Here is a 26960-nt window from a genome sequence, read left to right as displayed (position 1 = left end):
TCACAAATGAAAAAGCTCTACTTTATTATTTTAACATTAATAATTATTGGGGTTGGGGGCGTTGCAAACGCTCAGATCACTACCTCGGTACTTAATGGTAAAGTTACAGATCAAAAAGGTGCTACCCTTCCGGGTGTAACCATTTCTGTATTAAATACCAGTACAGGTACCCGCTATGGTGCTCAAACCAATGCCGAAGGTCGTTACTCGGTTAACAACATTAACCCGGGCGGCCCTTACACCGTAACCGCTACTTTTATCGGCTACAAAAAAGATGAAAAGAGTGAGCTTACCCTTCAATTAGGTAACGCCACTTTAAACTTTGTATTGCAGGACGAAACTACCACCCTGCAGGAAGTTAAAGTAAAGGCATCTGCCGGCCCCGCAAAAACAGGTGCAAGTACCCGTATTGGCCAAAACCAGATCCGTACAGCTCCATCAATTAACCGCAGCTTGCAGGATTTAACAAGAAATACCCCTCAAAGCAATAACAACTCGTTTCAAGGTACCAACTACCGTTACAATAACGTAACGCTTGACGGTGCTATCAACAATGACGCTATCGGCTTCAGCCCATCATTAGGTGGTCAGAACAATGCTTCAGGACAAGTTGGTAGCAGCACACGTACAAGCCCTATCTCTCTTGATGCTATCCAGGATATCCAGGTTTATGTTGCTCCTTACGATATCAAAATCGGTAACGTATTAGGTGGTAGTATCAACGCTGTAACCCGTAGCGGTACAAACGATTTTAGCGGTGCTGTTTACGGTTACGGTCGCGGTTCGTTTATGGTAGGTAAAAATAATGTACCTGCTAACGTAGGCGGCGATGGTTCAAAACTTACAGATTTTCACGATTACCAAACTGGTATCCGTTTAGGTTTCCCTATTATCAAAAACAAATTATTTTTCTTTACCAACGAAGAGATTGCCCGCAGGCAGGACCCAGTTATCAGAGGCCTTGATCAAAACGGATCTCCTAATATCCTAAGTAAAGAAGATGGTGATAAATTGGTTACCGCGTTTAAAACATTTACAGGCGGTATTGATCCTGGTACTTATAACAACACTACTATATTTTCAAACTCAAACAAATTTTTTAACCGTTTGGATTGGAATATCGATGATCATAACCAGTTAACTATCCGTAACAATACCATCAGCTCAAAAGCTACCAACCTGGAGCGCGATCAGCAAAACTTCCGTTTCAGCGGTATTGATTATACATCACATAACAATTCAACTTCAACAGTTGCCGAGTTAAAATCAAGGTTTTCGGGCGACTTAAGCAATAGCCTGGTATTAGGTTATTCTGCCGTTCATGATTATCGTGATCCTAATTCAAACCCGGCGTTGCCACAAATCGAAATCACCGGCCGTACTCCAGGTACAACCATATTTATGGGTACCGACCGTGAGGCCGCTATTTTTGACATGCACCAAAAAACTGCTGAATTTACCGATAACTTAACCTTGACAAAAGGAAAGCATACGTTTACATTTGGTACTCACAACGAGTTTTATGATATCACTTATAACTTCGTAAACGCGTGGAACGGTCGTATAGCTTACAGCAGCATTGAAAATTTCATTGCTAATAGCCCTTCACGTGTTCGTGCTAACTTTAACTATACTGATAATACCCGCGATTATATCTTGAATAATCCATCGGCCAAGTTTAAAGTTAACTTGTTTAGCTTTTACGCACAGGATGACATCCAGTTAACAGATGCTTTCAAATTGACAGCCGCTGTGCGTTTGGATTATGCCGATGTGCCTAACAAACAACCCCTAAGCGATAAAACTACTAACGCTACAGTTGACCCTAACTACGGTAATACGTTTACTTATACCCAGCCAAAAAACATCAAGCAAAATTATCTTGGCAATGCTGAGATCAACCCACGCGTTTCATTTAACTATGACGTGTTAGGTGATCAAAGTGTTATCCTGCGTGGTGGTAGTGGTTTCTTTACTGGCCGTGTTCCTTTTGCATGGTTTGGTTACGCGTTTTATAATAACGGTGTTACTTACGGCGCTTATGATAAAAAGCCGTCAGCTACATCACCAATCGCTCCTGGTACTAACCCGGTACAAGCACCTGCTAATGGCGGTTTGAACTTTGTTAATCAACAAGGTTTCAATACCGGTACTAATGGCTCTACTCAGGTCGATCTGATTGACAATAACTTCAAAATGCCACAGGTATGGAGAAGCAGCTTAGCAGTTGATTATTCAACCGACAACCAATGGAAATTCACGGTTGAAGGGATCTATACTAAAGTTATCCACGACTTGAAATTCCAGCAGGTAAATACTACCGACCAGGTAACTTATTATCCATATGATACTCAGCATTTACAGCCAATTTTTGTAAATAAAGGTGTTAATGCTTCATATACAAACGCTTACTTGTTATCAAACACAAGCCAGGGTTACCGTTACAGCACTACAGCGCAAATTGGTAAATTCACGCAATTTGATCCACAGGATGCCTTGAACTTCTCAGTTGCCTACACCTATGGTCACTCAAAAGATGTTACTAATGGTATCCGTAACTCAATGGAGTCAAACTGGCAGTTAAACCAGGCCTTAAATCCAAACAATCCTGGCTTAGCTAACTCAAACTTTGATATCCGTCACCGTATCGTATCAAACGTTAACTTTAAACATGATTGGGACGCTGGTCATAACTACACTGCCAACTTTAGCTTTTTCTTTAGCGCACAATCAGGTAACCCGTATACTTATGGTTTCTACCCAAGTGCTATCGACGGAACCGGTCAGCAAGTTAGCTTAGCTTATATTCCTAACAGGGGCGAAACTGTGAAATTTTTCCAGGACCTGCCTGCTTCAGGATCTGCTCCTGCTCAAACTGCAGCACAACAGGCAGCAGCATTTGACTCATTTATTGATGCAAGCAGCTACCTGAGCAGCCGTCGTGGTAAATTCACTGAGCGTAACGCAGCGTTCACTCCATGGAACAATGACCTTGACTTCCGCTTTACTCAAGATTTTAAATTTGGCAGCGGTAAGCACAAACAGATGATCACATTTACTTATGACATCATTAACCTTACCAACCTGTTAAATAAAAACTGGGGTCGTTATTACTTCTCAGCCAACACATTTAACTCAACCTCAAGTGTTGGTTTAACACCAAAAACAACTCCCGCATTTGGAAATGCAGCAAACACATACCCAACTTATACTTTCCAGAATCCTGGAGTACCGTATTCTGTTGACCTGTTTGCATCACGTTGGCAAATGCAATTTGGTTTACGTTACAGCTGGTAATTGTAAAACAAAATATAGTTAAAACAAAAGCGCCCCTGATGATTATCGGGGGCGCTTTTGTTTTATCACCTGCTTATTCAATTTACCAAACCAACTTATAGCCAACCGTGCGTACGGTGATGATCTGCACATTCGGGTCGGCTTTTAAATGGCCGCGTAGTTTATTAATAAATACATCAAGACTGCGGGCATTAAAAAAACTGTCGTCGCCCCATAGCTCGTCAAGCAGCATCTTTCTTGATATTATTTCATGCTGATTTTTGCACAGTAATTTGAGTATATCACTTTCGCGATTAGTTAACTGCCATGAATTGATGCCTTGTTGTACGGTATTTTTAAGCGGGGTAAAATGGATGCTGCCTATCTGATAGTTTTCATTTTCGGTTTTGGGCTTAGGTATATCTAATAAGCGGTTATTGCTTAACAGCACTTTAATCCGAACTATCAACTCTTCTACGCTGAACGGCTTTTTCAAATAATCATTAGCTCCCGATTCAAAACCGGCCACAACATCTTTTGGCTGTGAGCGGGCAGTTAAAAATATAATGGGTGTTAATTTATCAGTTTCCCGGATTTTTTTTGCCACCTGGAAACCATCCATTTTGGGCATCATCACGTCAAGCGCAAGGATATCGGGTTTTGTGTTTTGATACTTTTGCAGGGCCTGTTCGCCATTGCCACATAGTATAACTTCAAAATTACTTTCCTCCAGGCTTTCGCGCACTATATGTGCAAGTGCCAGCTCGTCTTCAGCCAATAATACCCGAATCTTATTCATTGTTTATCGGTATGTTAATTATAAACTCGGTACCATTGTTAGTTTCGCTTTTCACTGTAACAGTGCCATTGTGTGCTTCAACAATATACTTAACATAACTCAGTCCAAGGCCGGTGCCTTTTACATTGTGCAAGTTACCGGTAGGTACACGGTGAAATTTATCAAATATGTGATTAATGTGCGATGCCGGTATACCAATGCCGTTATCCTTAACAGATAGTTGAATTTTGTTTCCGTTTTGTAACAAGTTTATCTGAATGATCACCGGCTCATTTGAATACTTAATGGCATTATCAATTAAATTGGTGATCACACTGCCGAAATGCAATTTATCAGCCTCAATATATTTAATTGCATTTTTGTTGGTATAGGTTATGGACACATCTTTACCGGCTTTCAATTTTTCGGAAGTTATTGCTTCGTTGATGAGCGTGTCAATATCTATTTGTTCTTTTACCAGCGAGATCTCATTATTCTCAGACGCGGCTACATTCAGCGCCCGGGTAACCAGCTCGTTTAAACGGTTTAACTCGTTACGTGATGTTTGCAGGTACCGCTGTGTTTTATCAGGATCATTTAAACCATTGAATTTTTGCAGCCCTTCAATAGCTACTGTTATAGTGGCAATTGGGGTTTTAAACTCATGAGTCATGTTGTTAATAAAATCATCCTTTAACTCTGCAATCCTTTTTTGCTGTTTTAGCATGATTATAATATAATAAAAGCAATAAATAGTAAGTAAAATGAGCAACACCGAACAAATAAGCGTGAGCATCATCCCTTTAATAACAATAGATTGCGCCTGATGAAAAATAGCTCTGAAAAATAATGGCTCGAAATTATGCTGATTAAAAAGAAGAAATGCGTTGTACTTATAATTATGTTCGGTGGTTTCGCTATAGCTTAACGTAGGGCTTTGTGGCTCAGTAGGAGCTTTTGTTACCGATATATTGAATGGACTATAAATGTGCATTTTCTTAAGTTCGGCTGTATAATATTTTTTGATCTTCAAAACGGTAGCCTGCCGATAATTAGGTGGCATTGAAAAGGTGGCGTTCTTGAAAATAGAATCATAAGGCAATGGTTTGGTGCCCTGATTTTTTGATGATGATGGTAGATGGGAGGGAAATACCGGAATATCACCAATACTTAGTATGCTGATGATGTAAGATGCCATTTCGGGAGAATAAAAAGCCATTTCAGTTAATACTTGCGGAACAGTAGCTGTATTCCCAACTTTATGTTTATAATAGTTGTATATCGATATGCTTAACGGAAGCGGATTACTTGATTCCGAATGACGATTAGAGATCCAGACATTGAGCAAAGAATAGTCGACTGTTTCTTTACTTGGTGATGTCTTTTTTGTAATTATCGTATCTGAAGATTTTTTCTTAGACCGTTTCTTGTTTTGAGCATAAACAGTATCTGTAATTTTAGTTTGGAAAAAGTTTCTCTGAGCATCTTGAAGAGGAACGGTATCCATTTTTATAACAACATTAGGATCAGAAAGTCTCCTCACTAAAACCACCCTTATCGAATCAAAGTAATTTTTCTTGCAACTGTCAAGTGCATGCTGCATGGCGATATCGATGTTTGCGTCAAAGTTTTTTTTATTTACCTGGTAAGCATTTATGCTCCAGTAGGTTTGGAAAACAATAATACCGCTTAACGATAAGGCTATTAGTATTAATACAATTTTAAGTTTCTTTTTCATATAGTTATTTGCTTATGATAAATGTAGGTTCATCATGAGCAGGCATAGTGTTTTGTTAACATTGCTTAACATTAAATAACAGGTGTTAATATTGAGATACAAAAAATGCCGCCTCAAAGTATGAAATGGCATTGATAAGTTTGATTATAAAATAATTTACTATAAGTTTTTTCCCAGCTTATCCAATATATCCTGCGGTACCTTTTCAAGGTCAAGCACCAGGAAGCCATCAAGGCAGTCGGCAAATTTAGGGTCGATGTTGAAACTGATGATCTTGGCATTCAGGGCGATATACTGGCGAAGTAACACCGGAACTTTCATGTTGCGGGTTTCCACTTCTGATATCAGGTTGTCAAGGCCCTTAAAGCTGTCTTCGCCCGCCATAAGCAGGTCGGTATCGATCTTGGCAAAATCAACCTTGAATTTTTTACGCGGTTTAACATACTGCGCCATTTCATGATCAAAGTGGTTGCGGTTGATATAATCGACAATAAGCGATTTAGAAAATTTAGAGAACGAGTTACTGATACTCACCGGCCCTATCAGGTAACGGTACCGGGGATTATCTATCAGAAATTTCAGGATTCCTTTCCATAACAGGAATAGTGGTAAAGGTTTGGTTTGATATTCCTTACGGATCCATGAGCGGCCTAATTCAAGGCTGCGTCTTAATACCGGTATAAACTGGGTTTTAAGCTTAAACAGTTCGTTTACGTAAAAACCTTTTTTACCTACGCTGTAAAATATCTCATCGCCCAGGCCAATGCGATAGGCACCAACAATCATCTTGGCTTCAAAATCCCAGATGAACAGGTGGTGATAATAAATATCATATTCGTCCAGGTCAATGCTTTTATTGGTTCCCTCGCCCACCTGCCTGAAGGTGATCTCCCTTAAACGTCCAATTTCACGGATAACATTGGGGATGCTTGAAGTTGGTACAATAAATACCTCGTAATTTTTTTCCGTCCAAACTTTATAGTTTTCTCTTAGCGGCTCTATTTCTTTATCAAGAATTGAACTGTCAATTTCCGGGGCAATTTCTTCGGCATCGCGTTTTATTTTAAACAAGTTGCGCGGGCTAAAGATCTTTTTTTCTTCTTCAAGCCCGGTACCTAATGCATAGGTACGCGCGCGCAAAAAGTTAAGGAGCTTTGTACTGTTTGTATAATCCGGAATTTCGGTAACATTAATTGGCTTGCCTATGCGCAGTTTTATAGTGTGCCCGTGTTTATTAAATAATTCTGATGGTAGTTTTGCTGTACGCAGTGTTGGATGCAGTAAACTAAGAAAATTAAACAGCAGGCCATTATTGCCATGAAAATAAATGGGAACTACGGGTACTTTTGCTTTGGCAATGATCTTGCCTACAACCGGGTGCCACATACGATCGGTTACCTGTTTTTGTTCAACTTTAAAGGTTGAAACCTCACCGGCCGGGAAAATTCCTATCGGTGTACCCTGGTTTAATAATTCAAGTGTGTTTTTTAAACCGCTTATGCTTGATGAATGTTCAACATTTTCAAATGGGTTTACAGCAATGAAATAATCGGCGAGGTTGGGGATTTTTTTGAGCAGAAAATTGGCCATCAATTTTGAGTCGGGACGCGCCATACACAGGATTTTTAACAGTACCATGCCCTCAATACCTCCGTAAGGATGATTGGCTATGGCTACAAAACTACCTTCTTTAGGTATGTTGCGCAGTTCCCTTTCATCAAATTCAATATCAATGCCGCAACCCTCTAATATGGCATCAACAAACTCGGGGCCTTGCTTGGGCTGTGCCTGGGCAAACAGATCGTTAACCTGGTTTATTTTCATTAACTCCATCAATAAAGCGGCCAGGCCCGGCATTTTCAACTTATCCAGTTTGGTGGCTTTGGCAAACTCTTCGGTGGTTATAACTTTCATTGTTTTAAATAGCAGTATGTTTTAACAAATAAATATCCTAAATTTTTATTTAATTTAACGCCAGGAACATATATAAATGAGGCCGCAAATTAGAAACTACCTGTCTGTCACTAAAAAAGAGTGGAACGGAATGGTAGTGTTGATTATTTTAATTGCAATGGTTTTGCTGGCCCCGTATGTGTTCCGGGCAAACCGCAAAGATAATACAATAAATTTTAAGGCTTTTGATAAACCGATAGCGGATGCTGATAAAACAGATGATCTTATAGCCGATGAGAATATTTTTGCCGGAAACCGTAAAACCACACCACCCGCACTATTTAAATTTAACCCCAATAATTTATCGCTTAACAGCTGGATAAAACTTGGTCTCACTGAACATCAGGCACAGGTAGTTAAGCATTACGAAGAAAAAGGTGGGCGATTTTTCACCAAAGCTGATGTGCAAAAAATGTACAGTATCAGCCCGGCACAATACAAAGTTCTTGAACCTTACATTAACCTGCCCGATGGGCCCGCTTATCACACCAATAAAGTTAAACCAGGCGAAGTGGTAGAAATTAACACAGCCGATTCGGCAAGGCTTACTATGATCAGGGGGATAGGCCCCGCATTCGCCCGCCGCATTGTTCATTACCGCCAGCGTGTAGGCGGTTTTTATAGCAAGGAACAATTGAAGGAGGTTTATGGTATTGACGAAGAAAAATATAATCAGATAAAAGAAGGCGTTGCAGTTGATGGCAAACAAATTGTTAAAGTGAATATCAATAAGGCTACATTTAATGAACTTAAGCGCTTTCCGTATCTGAGCTATAAGCAAATGGATGCAATTGTAGCCTATCGCGACGAGCACGGTAATTACAATACTTTGACCGACCTGAAAAATATTGCCATACTTAATGATGGAATTTTGCGTAAAATTGGGCCTTATTTAATTTTCAAATGATAGCCCAGCAAATAAAAGCAGCCATAAGGGATATTCCTGATTTTCCAAAACCAGGGATTGTTTTTAAAGATATTACGCCGATACTTAAAGATCCCGCATTGTGCGAAAACATCATTGATGCTTTTGTTGAGCAATTGCAAGGCACACGGATTGATGCAGTGGCCGGTATCGAAAGCCGGGGCTTCCTGTTCGGGCTTACACTGGCTACTAAATTGGGGGTTCCGTTTGTACCCGTACGTAAAGCCGGAAAATTGCCTTTCACTATAAAACAAAAAGCTTATAAACTGGAGTACGGCACCGCAACCATCGAACTGCATACCGATGCCTTTGAACCCGGTCAGCATATATTACTGCATGACGACTTGCTGGCTACCGGCGGTACAGTAACCGCAGCCAGCGAGCTAATTAAAGAAATGGGCGGCATAGTTGCCGGTTTTTCGTTTGTGGTTGGGCTTGGCTTTTTGAATGGCAGGGAGCGTATTACGCCTATTTGTGATAAGCTGGTGGTACTGGCCGATTATTAATCATTGTATTGTTATTATTGAAAATGTCCATGTTAGGGATGGAAGTGTAAAGCCCGCAGCGTGTAAGGGGCTGTGCTGTGGCAAAGCGAGGAATTGCAACATACAGCCCGGACCGGAGTTAACGCCATAATTCAGTTTTGAATTTTCCCTAATACGTAGTCATAAAGGTTAGATACAATCAATTTTAAATTTTATGTTTATTTTTGATAGGTGCAGGTAAGTATGATGTTATAAAATGAGGATTATGAGCTTACAATATATTTCGGACAGTACAGGGCAAACAACAGGTGTGTTTATACCAATTAATGAATGGAACGATCTTAAAAATAAATTTAAGGGAATTGAACAGGAAGAGATTGGTGTACCTGAATGGCAGGCAGAGATAGTAAGAGAACGTGTTAGGAGTTATAAAAGTAATCCAAATCAAGCTCTTGATTTTAATGAAGCGATAGACGACATTGAAGACAACTTGTAATGTTTAACATCGTTATACTACCGATAGCAAAATGAGATATTAAGGAAGCCGCTGATTGGTATAATTCAAAACAATCGGATCTTGGAAAAAAATTCATCAAAGAGGTACGCTTAAAGGTTAGTTTAATTAAAAGAGATCCATTTATTTACGCCATAAGGTACGATGATATAAGGGTTTCTGTTTAGGATGTTTTTCCTTTTATGATCCACTTTGGTGTAGTTGAATCTCAACGTCTGATTATTATTTACGCTGTATTGCACACCAGCCGTAACCCCGGTCTTTGGAAAAGTGCTGTCAGGACTCCCGGTAATGATAAATCCTGAAAAATATTTTCTGCAAATATTTCCTCCCCAAAACCACCCTATTTCAACTAAACCTATAATTCATACCAGATACTAAATCGTTCTTGATTTGCAGGCTTTTACAGGCAAACCAATCTCATTTTTTATACGTTATTTTGTTAGTAACCAATTATAAAATGTATGGATGCTTTGTTAACCGATACCCAATCAACCGGTGGGTATGATTTTGCTATAAACGAAAATCAGCAAATGGTTGGTCAGATGGCCAAAGACTTTGCCGAACGCTATATTAAACCTCACGTAATGGAATGGGACGAGGCCCAGCATTTCCCTATCGACTTATTTAAGCAACTGGGCGAGCTTGGCATGATGGGCGTGTTTGTACCCGAGCAGTATGGCGGCTCAGGTTTCGGCTATTTTGAATATGTAACGGTGATCAGTGAAATAGCCAAAGTTTGCGGCGCTATAGGTTTATCGGTTGCTGCCCATAATTCGCTTTGTACGGGGCATATCCTGGCTTTTGGCAATGAAGAACAAAAATTGAAATGGCTACCCAAACTCGCTACTGCCGAATGGCTTGGTGCCTGGGGATTGACCGAAGCCAATACCGGATCGGACGCGCTGGGCATGAACACAACTGCAATACTGGATGGCGACCATTATATTGTTAACGGTTCCAAAAACTGGATAACTCATGGTAAATCGGGCAATGTGGCAGTGGTAATGGTGCGTACAGGCAACAAAGGCGATTCGCACGGAATTTCTGCCCTTGTAATTGAAAAAGGTACGCCCGGTTTTACCCACGGCAAAAAGGAAAATAAGCTGGGCATGCGCGCCTCCGAAACCACTGAGCTTATTTTTGATAACTGTCGTGTACCTAAAGAAAACTTACTGGGCATTGAAGGCGAGGGTTTTAAACAGGCCATGAAGGTGCTGGATGGCGGCAGGATCTCGATAGCGGCCCTTTCATTAGGGATTGCCAAAGGCGCCTTTGAAGCAGCTGTTGCATATGCTAAGGAGCGGCATCAGTTTGGACAGCCTATCGGTAATTTCCAGGGGATAGCGTTTAAACTGGCCAATATGGCTACTGAAATAGAAGCGGCTGAACTGCTGGTGATGCAGGCTGCCGATTTGAAGAACCGCCATCTGCCGGTGACGAAACAATCGGCCATGGCTAAATATTTTGCCTCCGAAACAGCAGTACGTACTGCAACGGAAGCAGTACAGATCTTTGGCGGATATGGCTATACCAAGGATTTCCCGGTAGAGAAATTTTATCGTGATGCCAAACTTTGCACTATAGGTGAGGGCACAAGCGAGATTCAGAAAATAGTGATCAGCAGGGAAGTGTTGAGAGGGTAGGTGAGTGATATGATTGGACTTATCGGGTAAAGGACTAAATTGCCTGCAGTTACTTGTCAGGTTTAGGTCGAAGTTAACTATAGTAACTTCGACCTAAACCAAGTTAAGCCGCAATTTAACTCGACAGTTTGTTTACTAAATAGCCTTGCGAAATCGGCTTAACAAAATTTAACTTTTCTTGTCTTTTAGTTTTGTTGAGTGTGTTATATATTTAGTAATCAAAAATAATTCCTGCTCTCTATTTGATATTCAAAACTTTGTGATTATCTTTGCCCTCCCTTGAAAGGAGGTATTTTAGGAATTATGATCATTATTAACGTAAAAGACGGCGAATCATTAGACAAAGCATTGAAACGCTTCAAGAAGAAATTCGAAAAAACAGGTGTTTTAAGAGAACTACGCAGTCGTCAGGCTTTCGAAAAGAAATCTGTAACCCGTCGTCATGTTGTTAAACATGCTATATATAAACAAGGTTTAAACCAGGAAACTGTTTAATTCTTTTTTGTTGAAAAGAATTAATTAATTTCTTGACACTATATTAAAACTATTTGTACATTCATCATCCCGGATGTATAAATAGTTTTTTATGTTTTTAGCGCGTTTTATCCAATACATCAAGTATGAAAAGCGGTATTCAGTGCATACTGTTTCCGCATATCAGTCTGATCTGGATCAGTTCATGCGCTTTTTAAACAATCCCGGCGGTGCCGATCCCGCACCCGAGCCGGTTATTACCCATCCGTCGCAGGTAAGTTATCATGATATCCGTAACTGGATGGTTGAGCTTATTGATCAAAAACTTACGGGCCGTTCGGTTAACCGTAAAATGGCCACGCTGCGCAAATACTTTAAATTTTTATTGCAGGAGGGTGTTGTTGAAACTAACCCTGTATCCAGGGTGCGGTCGCAAAAGGTTGCTAAAACGTTGCCTGTTGTAGTTGAAGATGCCCGCCTAACAAAAATGTTAGATAGTGATGACATTTTTACAAACGATTTTCCGGGCCTGCGCGATAAGCTTGTTATTGAACTGTTGTTTGGTACCGGCATACGCCTTGCCGAACTGTTAGGTATTAAGGAACAGGATCTTAACCTTGATGGAGGAGTGGTGAAGGTATTAGGCAAGCGCAACAAAGAACGCATCATTCCTGTTAATAATGAGCTAAAAATCCTGCTGCCCGAATATTTGGAGTTAAAGAAAAATCAAAATTTTGATAACAATTCCTTTACATTAATCGTTACAAATAAAGGAGCCGATGCTTATCCGAAATTGATTTACCTAACAGTGCAGAAATACCTTTCCAACATATCAACTCAAAATAAACGTAGCCCCCATGTGCTCAGGCACACGTTTGCAACCACCATGCTAAATAACGGGGCCGACTTAAATTCAATTAAAGAACTTTTGGGGCACGCTAACCTGAGCGCAACCCAAATTTACACGCATAATTCAGTTGAACGATTAAAATCTATTTATAAACTCGCCCATCCAAAGGCTTAAAAAGGAGGAAACATGAAAATTACAGTGCAGTCAATTCATTTCACCGCAGACAAGAAACTTTTAGATTTTATTCAGAAGAAAACGGACAAGCTTGATACGTTTTATGACCATATTATTAGCGGTGAAGTTTACTTAAAGCTTGAGAATGTGGAAGATGAATGTAATAAGATAGCGGAGATCAAATTATTATTGCCCGGAAATCAGATATTCGCAAAAGAGAAGTGTAAGAGTTTTGAGGAAGCAACCGATTTGGCAGTTGAAAGCCTTAGGAAGCAGATTGAAAAGCATAAACAAAAGAAAGCCATTGCTGATGCTACAGCCAAAAAAGCTGTTTTAACGGCAGCAGAGGAAGGTTTTTAAAAATAAAAAAGGCTTATTTTGAGCTCAAATCGGCAGGTTTTTAGCCTGCCGATTTTTTTTGATAAAAAATTTTGACGTGGTGTTATTTTTTGTAGATTTGCAGTCCCTTTCGGGGAGGTATTTAACGCCTCAAAAAAAAGTTAAAATAGTTCTTTAAAATATCAAAAAGCTTATTACTTTTGCGCTCCGTTATCGAAAGCCACTTAAGGTTTAGATAATGTAAAGGCAAAACAAATATAAGCCTCCTTAGCTCAGCTGGTAGAGCAACTGACTTGTAATCAGTAGGTCATTGGTTCGATCCCGATAGGAGGCTCAGTTTTTTTCGGATTGAGGTGTTTAGCTTCAATTTTGGACATCGCAAATCCGGAAACAACTACTGGGGGGATACCAGAGCGGTCAAATGGGACGGACTGTAAATCCGTTGCTTCGGCTACGAAGGTTCGAATCCTTCTCCCCCCACATATTGAGTAGGCAGTTTATAGTTCGCAGTTAGCAATAAGTTAACGGGATTGTAAACTGCTGACTTGATTAAAGAGGTTTGAGGAATGAGGTTTCTTAATTGAAAACAACAAACCAAAAGCTAAACAAGCGGAAGTAGCTCAGTTGGTAGAGCGATAGCCTTCCAAGCTATAGGTCGCGAGTTCGAACCTCGTCTTCCGCTCGGTAATATCGGATTTCGAATTTTCGATTTCGGATTTGAACTAAGCAAAATAAGATGCCGGGCAGGTAAGTAGAGGGAGGAAAAAAATCCGAAATCGAATTTCCGAAATCCGAAATCAAAAATAAGCCGACGTAGCTCAGGGGTAGAGCACTTCCTTGGTAAGGAAGAGGTCATGGGTTCAAATCCCATTGTTGGCTCAGTGTTATAAAACATACTTAAAGTTAAAATTAACCTACAAAAATAATTTATAGATCATGGCAAAAGAAAAGTTTGACCGCAGTAAGCCGCACTTAAACATCGGTACAATCGGTCACGTTGACCACGGTAAAACAACCCTTACCGCAGCTATCACTAAAGTTTTGGCTGATGCAGGTTTATCAGAAGCTCGTTCATTTGATTCAATTGACTCAGCTCCTGAAGAAAAAGAACGTGGTATTACCATCAACACTGCCCACGTTGAATATTCAACAGCTAACCGTCACTATGCACACGTTGACTGTCCAGGTCACGCGGATTATGTGAAAAACATGGTTACTGGTGCTGCTCAAATGGACGGTGCAATCATTGTAGTTGCTGCAACTGATGGTCCGATGCCACAAACACGTGAGCACATCCTGTTAGCTCGTCAGGTAGGTGTACCTGCACTTGTTGTTTTCATGAACAAAGTTGACATGGTTGATGATCCGGAATTATTAGAGTTAGTAGAAATGGAAGTTCGTGAATTATTATCATTCTACGAATTCCCAGGTGATGATATTCCAGTTATCCAGGGTTCTGCATTAGGTGGCCTTAACGGCGATCCTACCTGGGTTGGTAAAATCATGGAGTTGATGGATGCTGTAGATAGCTACATTCCAATCCCTCCACGTTTGACAGATCTTCCTTTCTTAATGCCTGTTGAAGACGTATTCTCAATTACTGGTCGTGGTACTGTTGCTACTGGTCGTATTGAGCGTGGTGTAATCAACTCAGGTGAGCAAGTTGACATCCTGGGTATGGGTGCTGAAAACTTGAAATCAACTGTAACTGGTGTTGAGATGTTCCGTAAGATCCTTGATCGCGGTGAAGCTGGTGACAACGTAGGTTTATTGTTACGTGGTATTGAGAAAACTGATATCCGTCGTGGTATGGTTATCTGCAAACCAGGTTCAGTAACTCCTCACACCGATTTCAAAGCAGAAGTTTACGTATTATCAAAAGCAGAAGGTGGTCGTCACACTCCATTCTTCAACAAATACCGTCCACAATTCTATTTCCGTACCACTGACGTTACTGGTGAGATTTCATTAGAACCAGGTGTAGAAATGGTTATGCCAGGTGATAACGTTACAATCACTGTAAAGCTGATCAACGCTATCGCAATGGAAAAAGGCTTACGTTTCGCTATCCGTGAAGGTGGTCGTACCGTAGGTGCTGGTCAGGTAACTGAAATCTTGAAATAATAATATTTCAATAAAAGGTTAATTTGAAAACATAAGTTTAGCCTTCAACAGCAAACTTATGTTTTCTTATTATAAAATATACACGGGAATAGTTCAACGGTAGAATAGAGGTCTCCAAAACCTTTGATCAGGGTTCGAATCCTTGTTCCCGTGCTTAAGCACAATATAAAAATGGCAGGCGTAGCTGAATATATTAAAGAGTCATACATCGAGTTAACCGAGAAGGTTACCTGGCCTACATGGCGCGAGCTGCAAAGCAGCGCTGTTTTGGTATTGGTAGCCGCTACAATAATTGCATTGGTGATTTTAGGTATGGACCAAATCATTGCTTATTTGCTTAAGTTGTTTTACACATCACTAACATAATATCAGGGAGAAGGAGATGAGTGATCAATTGAAATGGTATGTAGTTAGGGCTATTAGTGGTAAGGAAAAGAAAGTTAAACAATACATAGATGCCGAAATTAGCCGTTTGGGCATTAGTCATTTGGTACCACAGGTATTAATACCTACCGAAAAGTATTACCAGATGCGTGATGGAAAGAAAATAGCTAAAGAGCGTAATTACTTTCCTGGTTATGTGCTTATGGAAGCTGTTTTAGACGGTGAAACTGAGCACATCATAAAAAACATAAACAGCGTTATAGGTTTCTTGGGTGATAAAGCCGGAAATGCTATTCCGCTTCGCCAATCAGAAGTTAACCGTATTTTAGGTAAGGTTGATGAAATGAGTGCACAAGGCGAAACCATGAACGTGCCTTACTATGTTGGCGAGGCCGTTAAAGTTATGGATGGACCTTTTAACGGTTTCAGCGGCGTTATCGAAGAAGTTAACGAAGAGAAAAAGAAACTGAAAGTAATGGTAAAGATATTCGGGCGCCGTACGCCGCTTGAATTGAATTACATGCAGGTAGAGAAAGAATAGTTTTCAATGATTTCGGATATCGGACTTTCGATTTCGAAATTATTGATTTTAAAATATAAGATGAAAGAGGAGGGAAGTAAATCCGAAATGGAAAATCCCAAATCCGAAATCAAAACAACCTTAAATGTTACTTAGCTTCCACTTACTAACATTGAGTTTATAATTAAAGTAAATTAAAATGGCAAAAGAGATCGGTGCAATGGTTAAGCTGCAAGTTAAAGGCGGCGCTGCAAACCCATCACCACCAATTGGCCCTGCATTGGGTGCAAAAGGTGTGAATATCATGGAGTTTTGCAAACAATTTAATGCACGTACCCAGGACAAAGCTGGAAAAGTATTGCCTGTTTTGATTACTGTTTATGTTGACAAATCATTTGAATTTATCATCAAAACCCCTCCCGTTGCTATCCAGTTATTGGAAGCTACCGGTTTAAAGAGTGGTTCTGCTGAGCCTAACCGTAAAAAAGTTGCCAGTGTTAACTGGGAGCAGGTTGAGACTATAGCAAAAGATAAAATGGTTGACTTGAATGCATTCACAGTTGAATCGGCCATGAAAATGGTGGCAGGTACTGCCCGCAGCATGGGAATTACCGTATCAGGTACAGCTCCCTGGAATTAATTAATTTATACAAATCAGTTTAAAGACAGTGGCAAGATTAACAAAAAATCAAAAAGTGGCACTCTCCAAAATTGAGGCAAACAAATCGTACACATTAGAAGCTGCATCAGCTTTGGTAAAGGAATTAACCCTTACTAAATTTGATTCATCAGTTGATATAGACGTTCGTTTAGGTGTTGACCCGCGTAAAGCCAATCAAATGGTGCGTGGTATTGCAACATTACCTCATGGAACCGGTAAAACTGTGCGTGTATTAGTGCTTTGTACTCCAGATAAGGAACAAGAAGCAAAAGATGCAGGTGCAGATTACGTAGGTTTGGATGATTATATTGCCAAGATTGAAGGCGGATGGACTGATGTTGATATTATCATCACTATGCCAAGTGTTATGGCAAAGGTAGGTCGCTTAGGTCGTATTTTGGGCCCGCGTAACCTTATGCCAAACCCTAAATCAGGTACAGTTACCCCAGAAGTTGGTAAAGCTGTAACTGAGGTAAAAGGTGGTAAAATCGATTTCAAGGTTGACAAAACCGGTATCATCCACACTTCAATAGGAAAAGCATCTTTCTCTGCAGATAAAATTTATGAGAATGCATTAGAAGTATTGCAAACAATCTCAAAATTAAAACCTTCTGCAGCAAAAGGAACATATTTCAAGAGTATTCATATCTCTTCAACTATGTCGCCTGGAATTACAGTTGAAACTAAATCAGTAGCGGGGATCTAATCATGAATAAAGAAGAAAAATACGACCTTGTTGTAGCCCTAACTGAGCAAATCAAAGAGTATGGTAATTTTTATATCACTGATACCTCTGATTTAACTGTAGCCAAGATCAACAACATCCGCCGTAAATGTTTCGAAAACGACATTACGATGCAGGTAACCAAAAATAGCTTGATCAAAAAAGCTATGGAAGCTGCAGGCGGCGATTTCAGCCCTATATATGATGTATTAAAAGGTTCATCATCAATCCTTTTCTCAAAATCAGCAACTGCACCAGCAAAGTTGATCAAACAATTAAGGAAAACAGGTGAAAAACCAATTTTAAAAGCAGCATATATTGATTCGGCAGTATTTATCGGTGATAACCAGTTAGATACTTTAACGAAACTGAAATCAAAAGAACAACTGATCGGCGAGATAGTTGGCTTACTACAATCACCTGCCAAAAACGTTCTTTCGGCTCTTCAGTCAGGCGGAACTACAATTGCAGGCCTTGTAAAAACATTACAGGAAAGAGGTTAACGAACGCCTCCTTAAAGTTCGATAATAACAAACAAAAAGCATTAAAAGTAAAAATTTAAATAAAATGGCGGATTTAAAAGCGTTTGCTGAACAGTTGGTAAACTTAACAGTAAAAGAAGTAAACGAATTAGCTCAAATATTAAAAGACGAGTATGGTATTGAGCCTGCTGCTGCTGCTGTAGCAGTTGCTGCTCCTGCTGCTGACGGTGGCGATGCTGCTCCAGCTGCTGCTGAGCAAACTGCATTTGACGTTATCCTGAAAGAAGCAGGTGGCGCTAAATTAGCAGTTGTTAAATTAGTAAAAGACTTAACTGGCCTTGGTTTGAAAGAAGCTAAAGATCTTGTTGACGGTGCACCAAAAGAACTTAAAACTGGTGTAACTAAAGAAGAAGCTGAATCTTTGAAAAAACAATTAGAAGAAGCCGGAGCAGTAGTTGAGGTTAAGTAATTTAACCTACTGAAATATAGCATCAAGACTCCGACCATAACGGTCGGGGTCTATTGCTGTTTATAAAGGTTTGGATGAAGAAGATAATAGATATGAGATATGAGATATGAGATCTTCTTCCTGCAGGTTTAACAGGAACACAGATCTTCAAAACATATTTTTTAGTCTCAAATCTCACATCTCAGATCTCACATCTATCAAGTTTATTAATAAACTAAAATTTAAATACCTTGGCAAACAATAATAATCAAAGAGTAAACTTTGCAACCAGCAGAAAGGTGCTTGAGTACCCTGATTTTCTGGATGTTCAGTTGCAATCTTTCCAGGAATTTTTTCAATTGGAAACCACTTCCGACAACCGTTACAAAGAAGGGCTGTTCAAAGTGTTTGCCGAAAACTTTCCTATTTCAGATTCAAGAAACATCTTTGTCCTGGAGTTTCTTGACTACTTTATTGATCCGCCACGTTATGATATACAAGAGTGTATTGAACGCGGATTAACTTACAGCGTACCATTAAAAGCCAAGCTTCGCCTGTCATGTAATGATGAGGAGCACGAAGATTTTGAAACAATTGTTCAGGACGTGTATTTGGGTACTATCCCATACATGACCCCTAAAGGTACATTTGTTATTAATGGTGCCGAGCGCGTAATTGTATCACAGTTACACCGTTCGCCAGGTGTGTTCTTTGGTCAGAGCCGCCATACCAACGGTACAAAATTATACTCGGCCCGTGTTATTCCTTTCAAAGGTTCATGGATTGAGTTTGCTACAGACGTTAACAACGTGATGTATGCTTACATTGACCGTAAAAAGAAATTCCCGGTTACTACGCTGCTTCGCGCCATCGGTTATGACTCTGATAAAGATATATTAGAGTTGTTTGAACTGGCCGACGAGGTTAAAGTAAGCAAATCAGGCCTTAAAAAATATATTGGCCGTAAGCTTGCTGCAAGGGTACTTAAAACATGGATCGAAGACTTTGTGGATGAAGATACCGGTGAGGTAGTTTCTATCCCTCGTAATGAGATCATCCTTGAGCGTGAAACCTTACTGGAAGACGACCATATTGATATGATCATCGACTCTGGTGTTAAAACCATCATCCTGAACAAGGAAGACGCTTCAACCAGCGGTGATTACACTATTATATACAATACCTTACAAAAAGATACTTCCAACTCTGAGAAAGAAGCGGTTGAACACATCTATCGCCAGTTGCGTAACGCTGAACCACCTGATGAAGAAACAGCTCGTGGTATCATCGATCGTTTATTCTTTTCAGATAAAAGATATGACCTGGGCGATGTGGGCCGCTACCGCATCAACCGTAAATTAAAACTGAGCACTTCGGAAGAAACTAAAGTTTTAACCAAGCAGGATATCATCGCGATTGTTAAATACCTGATCAAATTAATCAACTCAAAAGCCGAGGTGGATGATATTGATCACTTGTCAAACCGTCGTGTGCGTACCGTTGGTGAGCAGCTTTACGCTCAGTTTGGCGTAGGTTTAGCACGTATGGCCCGTACCATCCGTGAGCGTATGAACATTCGTGACAACGAGGTGTTCACACCAACCGACCTGATCAACGCGCGTACATTATCATCTGTGATCAACTCGTTCTTCGGAACAAACCAGTTGTCACAGTTCATGGACCAAACCAATCCACTGGCAGAGATCACGCACAAGCGTCGTCTGTCAGCCTTAGGCCCCGGCGGTCTGTCGCGTGAGCGTGCAGGTTTCGAGGTTCGTGACGTTCACTACACCCACTACGGTAGGTTGTGTACTATCGAAACTCCCGAAGGTCCGAACATTGGTTTGATCTCGTCACTTTGCGTACATGCCAAGATCAACAACTTAGGCTTTATCGAAACACCGTACAAGCGTGTGGTTGAAGGTAAAGTAATGGTTGATGAGCCGGTTATCTATTTATCTGCTGAAGATGAAGACGGTAAAACCATTGGTCAGGCAAATGCGGTTTATGATGACAAAGGTGAGTTTGCATTGCCACGTGTAAAAGCACGTTTCGAAGGTGACTTCCCGGTTATTGAGCCAGAGCGTTTGGATTTAATGGACATTGCTCCAAACCAGATTACTTCAATTGCGGCTTCGCTTATTCCGTTCCTGGAACATGATGATGCTAACCGTGCATTGATGGGTTCAAACATGCAACGCCAGGCCGTACCATTGTTACGCCCTGAAGCGCCAATTGTTGGTACCGGTTTGGAAGGTCGTGTTGCAAAAGACTCTCGTACCCTGATCAACGCCGAAGGCGATGGTGTGGTTGAGTATGTTGATGCTAACGAGATCCGTATTAAATATGACCGTAACGAACTTGATCGTTTGATCTCGTTTGAAGGAGATAGCAAAAGCTACCGCTTAACCAAGTTTAAGAAAACCAACCAAAGCACCACCATGAACCTTAAGCCTATTGTTAAAAAAGGCCAGAGGGTTGAAAAAGGTGAAGTACTTTGCGAAGGTTACGCTACCCAAAATGGCGAGCTTGCATTAGGCCGTAACCTTAAAGTGGCGTTCATGCCTTGGCAGGGATATAACTTTGAGGATGCGATTGTAATTTCTGAGCGTGTTGTTTCACAAGATATCTTTACTTCAATCCACGTTGAAGAGTTTGAGCTTGAAGTTCGTGACACTAAACGTGGTGAGGAAGAGTTAACACCAGATATCCCTAACGTATCAGAAGAAGCTACTAAAGACCTTGACGAAGACGGTATCATCCGGGTAGGTGCTGAGGTTAAAGAAGGCGACATCCTGATTGGTAAGATCACCCCTAAAGGCGAATCAGACCCATCACCGGAAGAAAAACTGTTACGCGCTATCTTCGGTGATAAAGCAGGCGACGTTAAAGATGCTTCATTGAAAACTCCGCCGTCAATTGCCGGTGTTGTTATCGATACCAAATTATTCTCGCGTGCTAAGAAAACTTCAAAAGCTGAAGAAAAAGCACAGTTGGAAAAATTGGATAACAAGCATGATAAAGCTGTAAAAGATCTTAAAAATACTTTGATCGAAAAGTTATTTGAGATCGTTAACGGTAAAACTTCGCAAGGCGTTTACAACGTTTACAAAGAGTTGCAGGTTCCTAAAGGTGTTAAATTCACCCAGAAAATATTAGTTGAGCTTAATTACGATAACATTAACCCAACTAAATGGACTACTGATGACGATAAAAACGATCAGATCAAGATCCTTCTTCATAACTTCAACATTAAGTACAATGAAGAGTTGGGTGCTTACCGTCGCGATAAATTCGCTATCAGTGTGGGTGATGAGCTTCCATCAGGTATCGTACAAATGGCTAAAGTTTATATCGCTAAAAAGCGTAAGCTTAAAGTAGGTGATAAAATGGCAGGCCGTCACGGTAACAAAGGTATTGTTGCACGTATTGTACGTGATGAGGACATGCCTTTCCTTGAAGACGGAACACCGGTTGATATTGTGTTGAACCCGCTGGGTGTACCTTCACGTATGAACCTGGGCCAGATCTACGAAACCGTATTGGGCTGGGCCGGTAAAGAGCTTGGTATAAAATTCGCTACTCCTATTTTTGACGGTGCAAGCCACGAAGAAGTGGAAGAGTGGGTTAAGAAAGCCAACTTACCTGAATCGGGCCGTACCTATTTATACAATGGTTTAACAGGTGATCGTTTTGATCAGCAAACTACTGTAGGTATTATCTACATGCTGAAATTAGGTCACATGGTTGATGATAAGATGCACGCCCGTTCAATAGGACCGTACTCATTGATCACACAACAGCCATTGGGTGGTAAAGCACAATTTGGTGGTCAGCGTTTTGGTGAGATGGAGGTTTGGGCACTGGAAGCATTTGGTGCATCAAACATACTGCAGGAGATATTGACCGTTAAATCGGATGATGTTATCGGCCGTGCCAAAACATATGAGGCTATTGTTAAAGGTGAAAACTTGCCAACGCCATCAGTTCCTGAATCATTCAACGTATTGGTTCACGAGTTACGCGGCTTAGGTTTAGATATCACATTAGAATAAGGTTAAAGCTTAAAGGCTAAAGGTGAAAGGTTAGGACAGGTTCCGAAACCTTTTACCTTTCGCCTTTTACCTTTCGCCTAAAAATTACCTTTAAAAAATCAAAGTAGACTATGTCTTACAAAAAGGATAATAAAATCAAAAGTAACTTTACCACCATTACTATCAGTTTAGCCTCTCCTGAGTCTATCCTTGAGCGTTCAAGCGGTGAAGTTTTAAAGCCTGAAACCATTAACTACCGTACCTACAAACCTGAGCGTGATGGTTTGTTTTGCGAGCGTATTTTTGGTCCGGTTAAGGATTATGAATGCCATTGCGGTAAATACAAACGTATCCGTTACAAAGGTATCGTGTGCGACCGTTGCGGTGTTGAAGTAACCGAAAAGAAAGTACGTCGTGAGCGTATGGGCCACATCAACCTGGTGGTGCCTGTTGCGCATATCTGGTACTTCCGTTCATTACCAAACAAAATTGGTTATTTATTAGGCCTGCCTACAAAAAGGTTAGACCTTATTATATACTACGAGCGTTACGTGGTTATCCAACCGGGTATTAAAGAAGGTGACGGAATCAACAAAATGGATTTCCTTACTGAAGAAGAATACCTTGACGTATTGGATACCCTTCCAAAAGAAAACCAGTACCTTGACGACAAAGATCCACAGAAATTTGTTGCCAAAATGGGTGCCGAGGCTTTGGAAGAACTGTTAAAACGCCTTGACCTTGATGAATTATCATTCAGCCTGCGTCACCAGGCAGCAAACGAAACTTCACAACAACGTAAAAACGAAGCTTTAAAGCGTTTACAAGTTGTTGAGGCTTTCCGCGATGCAAAAACCAGGATCGAGAACAACCCTGAGTGGATGATTGTTAAGATTGTTCCGGTTATCCCGCCTGAGCTGCGTCCGTTAGTACCACTGGAAGGTGGCCGTTTCGCTACTTCAGATTTGAATGACCTTTACCGTCGTGTTATTATCCGTAACAACCGTTTAAAACGTTTGATCGAGATTAAAGCACCAGAGGTGATTTTACGTAACGAAAAACGTATGTTACAGGAAGCTGTGGATTCGTTGTTCGATAACTCACGTAAAGTTAACGCGGTAAAAACTGAAGGTAACCGTGCATTGAAATCACTTTCGGATATCCTGAAAGGTAAACAAGGCCGTTTCCGTCAAAACTTATTAGGTAAACGTGTGGATTATTCTGCCCGTTCGGTAATTGTTGTAGGTCCTAACCTTAAATTACACGAGTGCGGTTTACCAAAAGATATGGCTGCCGAGTTGTTTAAACCATTTATCATCCGCAAAATGATTGAGCGTGGTGTGGTTAAAACAGTAAAATCTGCCAAAAAGATAGTTGACCGTAAAGACCCATTGGTTTGGGATATTTTGGAAAACGTATTGAAAGGACACCCTGTATTACTAAACCGTGCGCCTACGCTGCACAGGTTAGGTATCCAGTCGTTCCAGCCAAAACTGGTTGAAGGTAAAGCGATCCAATTGCACCCATTAACCTGTACGGCATTCAACGCGGATTTTGACGGTGACCAGATGGCCGTTCACGTACCACTTGGTAACGCGGCAATTTTGGAAGCCCAGATCCTGATGCTTGCTTCACACAACATCCTTAACCCTGCCAACGGTACGCCAATCACTGTACCATCTCAGGACATGGTGCTTGGTTTGTACTACATAACCAAAGGCCGTAAAACTGACGAAACACGCGTGGTTAAAGGACAAGGTTTAACTTTTTACTCTGCCGAAGAAGTAATCATCGCTTATAACGAAAAGAAACTTGACCTGCATGCTTTCATTAAGGTTAAAGCTTTAGTTAAAGAGCGCGATGGTAAAATTGTAAGCAAAATTATTGATACCACTGTAGGCCGTGTATTGTTTAACCAACACGTACCGGTTGAAGTAGGTTATATTAATGAGTTATTAACCAAGAAATCACTTCGTGATATCATTGGCGAGGTAGTGAAAATTACCGGTATGGCACGTGCTGCCCAGTTCCTTGACGATATTAAGGAATTAGGTTTCAAAATGGCATTCCAGGGTGGTTTATCATTTAACCTGAAGGATATCAATATCCCTGCTGAAAAAGTTACTTTGATCGAAACAGCTTCTAAACAGGTTGATGAGGTTATGGGTAACTACAACATGGGTTTCATCACTAACAATGAGCGTTACAACCAGATCATCGATATCTGGACACGTATCAACAACCGCTTAACTGCTAACGTGATGGACATCCTGAGCAACGATAACCAGGGTTTCAACTCTGTTTATATGATGCTTGACTCAGGTGCCCGTGGTTCAAAAGAGCAGATCCGTCAGCTTGCAGGTATGCGTGGTTTGATGGCTAAGCCTCAAAAATCAGGTTCAGGTGGTGAGATCATCGAAAACCCGATCCTTTCAAACTTTAAAGAAGGTTTGTCGGTATTGGAGTACTTCATCTCTACCCACGGTGCCCGTAAAGGTTTGGCGGATACGGCGTTAAAAACGGCGGATGCTGGTTACTTAACACGTAGGCTGCATGACGTTGCCCAGGATATGATTGTTGGTGAGGTTGATTGCGGTACCTTAAGAGGTATTTATACAACTGCACTGAAAGATAACGAGGATATTGTTGAGCCGTTATATGATCGTATTTTAGGTCGTACTACGCTTCATGATGTTCACGACCCTATCACTAACGAATTGTTAGCTGTAGCAGGTCAGGACATTACCGAAGAAGTAGCTAAAAAGATCGAAAATTCACCATTGGAAGGTATCGAGATCCGTTCGGTATTAACCTGCGAAAGCAAACGTGGTGTGTGTGCATTGTGCTATGGCCGTAACCTTGCAAGCGGTAAACGCGTGCAAAAAGGCGAGGCTGTTGGTGTAATTGCTGCACAGTCAATCGGTGAGCCGGGTACACAGTTAACACTTCGTACATTCCACGTGGGTGGTACCGCATCAAACATCGCGGCTGAATCACAGATCAACGCTAAGTTTGATGGTATCATTGAATTTGAGAACGTACGTACCGTTACTTACGAAACTGCTGAAGATGGTGCTGTTGACGTGGTGTTGGGTCGTTCTGGCGAGTTCCGTATTATCGAGGCCGGAAGCAATAAAGTAATTGTTACCAACAACATTCCATATGGTTCATACCTGTATGTGAAAGATGGCAGCAAGATCACTAAAGGCGATCGTATTTGTTCATGGGATCCGTATAACGCGGTAATTATATCTGAGTTTGCGGGTATTACCCAGTTTGATGCCGTATTGGAAGGTATTACTTTCCGTGAGGAGTCTGACGAGCAAACCGGTCACCGCGAAAAAGTGATCATCGATACCAGGGATAAAACTAAAAACCCTGCCATCCAGATCGTTGATACAAAAGGTAACATTATTAAAGGTTATAACATTCCGGTAGGCGCTCACATCGCTGTTGATGAAGGCGACAAACTACAAACAGGTCAGGTTATCGCTAAAATTCCTCGTTCAACCGGTAAAACGCGAGATATTACAGGTGGTTTACCACGTGTAACCGAGCTATTTGAAGCACGTAACCCATCAAACCCTGCTGTAGTAACCGAAATTGATGGTGTGGTAACTTTAGGTGGTGTAAAACGTGGTAACCGCGAAATCACTATCGAATCAAAAGACGGACAGGTTAAGAAATATCTTGTACCACTTTCAAAACACATCCTTGTACAGGATAATGACTTTGTTAAAGCCGGTATGCCACTGTCAGACGGTTCAATATCTCCGGCAGATATCCTTGCTATCAAAGGCCCTGCAGCAGTACAGGAATACCTTGTTAATGGTATCCAGGAAGTTTACCGCTTACAGGGTGTGAAGATCAACGATAAACACTTTGAGGTTATTGTTCACCAGATGATGCAGAAGGTATCTATCGAGGACGCGGGAGATACCCGTTTCTTAGAGCGCGAAGCTGTAGACGGATGGGACTTTATGACTGAGAACGATGAAATTTATGACAAGAAAGTTGTTACCAATCCAGGTGATTCAACTACACTGAAATCTGGTCAGATAGTTTCATTACGTCGCTTACGCGATGAAAACTCGGTATTGAAACGCCGCGACCTTAAACTGGTTGAAGTGCGTGACGCTATCCCTGCAACATCAAGCCCGATACTGCAAGGTATCACCAGGGCATCATTAGGCACTAAGTCGTTTATCTCGGCAGCGTCGTTCCAGGAAACTACTAAAGTACTGAACGAAGCAGCTATCGCAGGTAAAAAAGACAACATGCTTGGTCTGAAAGAGAACGTTATCGTAGGTCACTTAATACCTTCAGGTACTGGTTTACGCGAGTATGAAAATATCCGTGTAGGCTCACAGGAAGAGTTTGACCGCCTGATGGCTTCAAAAGCAGAAGAGTTAGAAGCTTAATATCAACTGT

Annotated in this window: 20 protein-coding genes and 5 tRNA genes; 22 read left to right on the top strand and 3 right to left on the bottom strand. The window is 40.9% G+C overall.

Annotation, left to right across the window (positions count from 1 at the left end; translation table 11 throughout):
- Positions 1-6: 6 nt before the first annotated feature.
- Entirely contained in the window at positions 7-3297 is a 3291-nt protein-coding gene (locus MTO98_RS27835) for a TonB-dependent receptor (protein WP_243482241.1), read from the top strand.
- Positions 3298-3379: 82 nt separating this feature from the next.
- On the opposite strand, the gene MTO98_RS27830 is transcribed toward MTO98_RS27835, so the two are convergent.
- From MTO98_RS27830 to MTO98_RS27820, 3 genes are all read right to left on the bottom strand, one after another.
- Positions 3380-4075 (bottom strand): response regulator transcription factor, encoded by a 696-nt coding sequence (locus MTO98_RS27830; RefSeq protein WP_243482240.1) that lies wholly within the window; start codon positions 4073-4075, stop codon positions 3380-3382.
- Positions 4068-5792 (bottom strand): sensor histidine kinase KdpD, encoded by a 1725-nt coding sequence (locus MTO98_RS27825; protein WP_243482239.1) that lies wholly within the window; start codon positions 5790-5792, stop codon positions 4068-4070. Before MTO98_RS27825 ends, MTO98_RS27830 begins: the two co-directional genes overlap by 8 nt.
- Positions 5793-5951: 159 nt before the next feature.
- Positions 5952-7706, bottom strand: coding sequence for a lysophospholipid acyltransferase family protein (locus tag MTO98_RS27820; RefSeq protein ID WP_243482238.1), 1755 nt, complete (start codon positions 7704-7706; stop codon positions 5952-5954).
- A 76-nt stretch (positions 7707-7782) separates the two neighbouring features.
- Here MTO98_RS27820 and MTO98_RS27815 point away from each other — a divergent pair, with 76 nt between their 5' ends.
- The 21 genes from MTO98_RS27815 to rpoC all read left to right on the top strand — a co-directional run bounded on the left by MTO98_RS27815 (position 7783) and on the right by rpoC (position 26950).
- Complete coding sequence (locus tag MTO98_RS27815; RefSeq protein ID WP_243482237.1) at positions 7783-8652, top strand: helix-hairpin-helix domain-containing protein; 870 nt, start codon at positions 7783-7785, stop codon at positions 8650-8652.
- On the top strand, positions 8649-9176 hold the full coding sequence (locus MTO98_RS27810) for an adenine phosphoribosyltransferase (RefSeq protein ID WP_243482236.1): 528 nt from the start codon (positions 8649-8651) through the stop codon (positions 9174-9176). Before MTO98_RS27815 ends, MTO98_RS27810 begins: the two co-directional genes overlap by 4 nt.
- Positions 9177-9420: 244 nt before the next feature.
- Positions 9421-9651, top strand: coding sequence for an addiction module protein (locus MTO98_RS27805; protein WP_243482235.1), 231 nt, complete (start codon positions 9421-9423; stop codon positions 9649-9651).
- 482 nt (positions 9652-10133) lie between these two features.
- Positions 10134-11315: an acyl-CoA dehydrogenase family protein gene (locus MTO98_RS27800; RefSeq protein WP_305852735.1), complete on the top strand. Its 1182-nt coding sequence runs from the start codon at positions 10134-10136 to the stop codon at positions 11313-11315.
- 303 nt (positions 11316-11618) lie between these two features.
- The gene (gene rpsU, locus MTO98_RS27795) at positions 11619-11810 is read left to right on the top strand and encodes a 30S ribosomal protein S21 (protein ID WP_022833144.1); all 192 of its coding nucleotides are present in this window, start codon (positions 11619-11621) and stop codon (positions 11808-11810) included.
- 91 nt (positions 11811-11901) lie between these two features.
- Positions 11902-12813, top strand: coding sequence for a tyrosine-type recombinase/integrase (locus MTO98_RS27790; RefSeq protein WP_243482234.1), 912 nt, complete (start codon positions 11902-11904; stop codon positions 12811-12813).
- Positions 12814-12825: 12 nt separating this feature from the next.
- On the top strand, positions 12826-13173 hold the full coding sequence (gene hpf / locus MTO98_RS27785; RefSeq protein ID WP_243482233.1) for a ribosome hibernation-promoting factor, HPF/YfiA family: 348 nt from the start codon (positions 12826-12828) through the stop codon (positions 13171-13173).
- A gap of 240 nt (positions 13174-13413) precedes the next feature.
- A tRNA-Thr gene (locus MTO98_RS27780) sits at positions 13414-13486 on the top strand.
- Between the two features lie 65 nt (positions 13487-13551).
- Positions 13552-13632, top strand: a tRNA-Tyr gene (locus MTO98_RS27775).
- Between the two features lie 129 nt (positions 13633-13761).
- Positions 13762-13834 (top strand) — tRNA-Gly (locus MTO98_RS27770).
- A 125-nt stretch (positions 13835-13959) separates the two neighbouring features.
- Positions 13960-14031 (top strand) — tRNA-Thr (locus MTO98_RS27765).
- Between the two features lie 57 nt (positions 14032-14088).
- Positions 14089-15276, top strand: coding sequence for an elongation factor Tu (tuf, locus tag MTO98_RS27760; protein WP_091166595.1), 1188 nt, complete (start codon positions 14089-14091; stop codon positions 15274-15276).
- Positions 15277-15358: 82 nt separating this feature from the next.
- Positions 15359-15429: transfer RNA gene (locus tag MTO98_RS27755), tRNA-Trp, on the top strand.
- An 18-nt stretch (positions 15430-15447) separates the two neighbouring features.
- Positions 15448-15642, top strand: a complete 195-nt coding sequence (secE, locus tag MTO98_RS27750; protein ID WP_243482232.1) for a preprotein translocase subunit SecE — start codon at positions 15448-15450, stop codon at positions 15640-15642.
- Between the two features lie 16 nt (positions 15643-15658).
- Complete coding sequence (nusG, locus tag MTO98_RS27745) at positions 15659-16201, top strand: transcription termination/antitermination protein NusG (protein ID WP_091166597.1); 543 nt, start codon at positions 15659-15661, stop codon at positions 16199-16201.
- 178 nt (positions 16202-16379) lie between these two features.
- On the top strand, positions 16380-16820 hold the full coding sequence (rplK, locus tag MTO98_RS27740; RefSeq protein ID WP_090528676.1) for a 50S ribosomal protein L11: 441 nt from the start codon (positions 16380-16382) through the stop codon (positions 16818-16820).
- 28 nt (positions 16821-16848) lie between these two features.
- Positions 16849-17547 carry a 50S ribosomal protein L1 gene (gene rplA / locus MTO98_RS27735; RefSeq protein WP_091213558.1) on the top strand — a complete coding sequence of 233 codons (699 nt, stop codon included), beginning with the start codon at positions 16849-16851 and terminating at the stop codon, positions 17545-17547.
- Positions 17548-17549: 2 nt separating this feature from the next.
- Positions 17550-18068: a 50S ribosomal protein L10 gene (rplJ, locus tag MTO98_RS27730; RefSeq protein WP_090528670.1), complete on the top strand. Its 519-nt coding sequence runs from the start codon at positions 17550-17552 to the stop codon at positions 18066-18068.
- 64 nt (positions 18069-18132) lie between these two features.
- A complete protein-coding gene (rplL, locus tag MTO98_RS27725; RefSeq protein ID WP_022833154.1) occupies positions 18133-18516 on the top strand; it encodes a 50S ribosomal protein L7/L12 in 384 nt (127 codons plus the stop codon).
- A 230-nt stretch (positions 18517-18746) separates the two neighbouring features.
- A complete protein-coding gene (rpoB, locus tag MTO98_RS27720; protein ID WP_243482231.1) occupies positions 18747-22550 on the top strand; it encodes a DNA-directed RNA polymerase subunit beta in 3804 nt (1267 codons plus the stop codon).
- 110 nt (positions 22551-22660) lie between these two features.
- On the top strand, positions 22661-26950 hold the full coding sequence (gene rpoC / locus MTO98_RS27715) for a DNA-directed RNA polymerase subunit beta' (RefSeq protein WP_243482230.1): 4290 nt from the start codon (positions 22661-22663) through the stop codon (positions 26948-26950).
- Positions 26951-26960 lie beyond the last annotated feature (10 nt).

Source organism: Mucilaginibacter sp. SMC90, assembly GCF_022811725.1.
Taxonomy (GTDB): domain Bacteria; phylum Bacteroidota; class Bacteroidia; order Sphingobacteriales; family Sphingobacteriaceae; genus Mucilaginibacter.
This window is presented reverse-complemented; position numbering and strand designations above follow the sequence as displayed.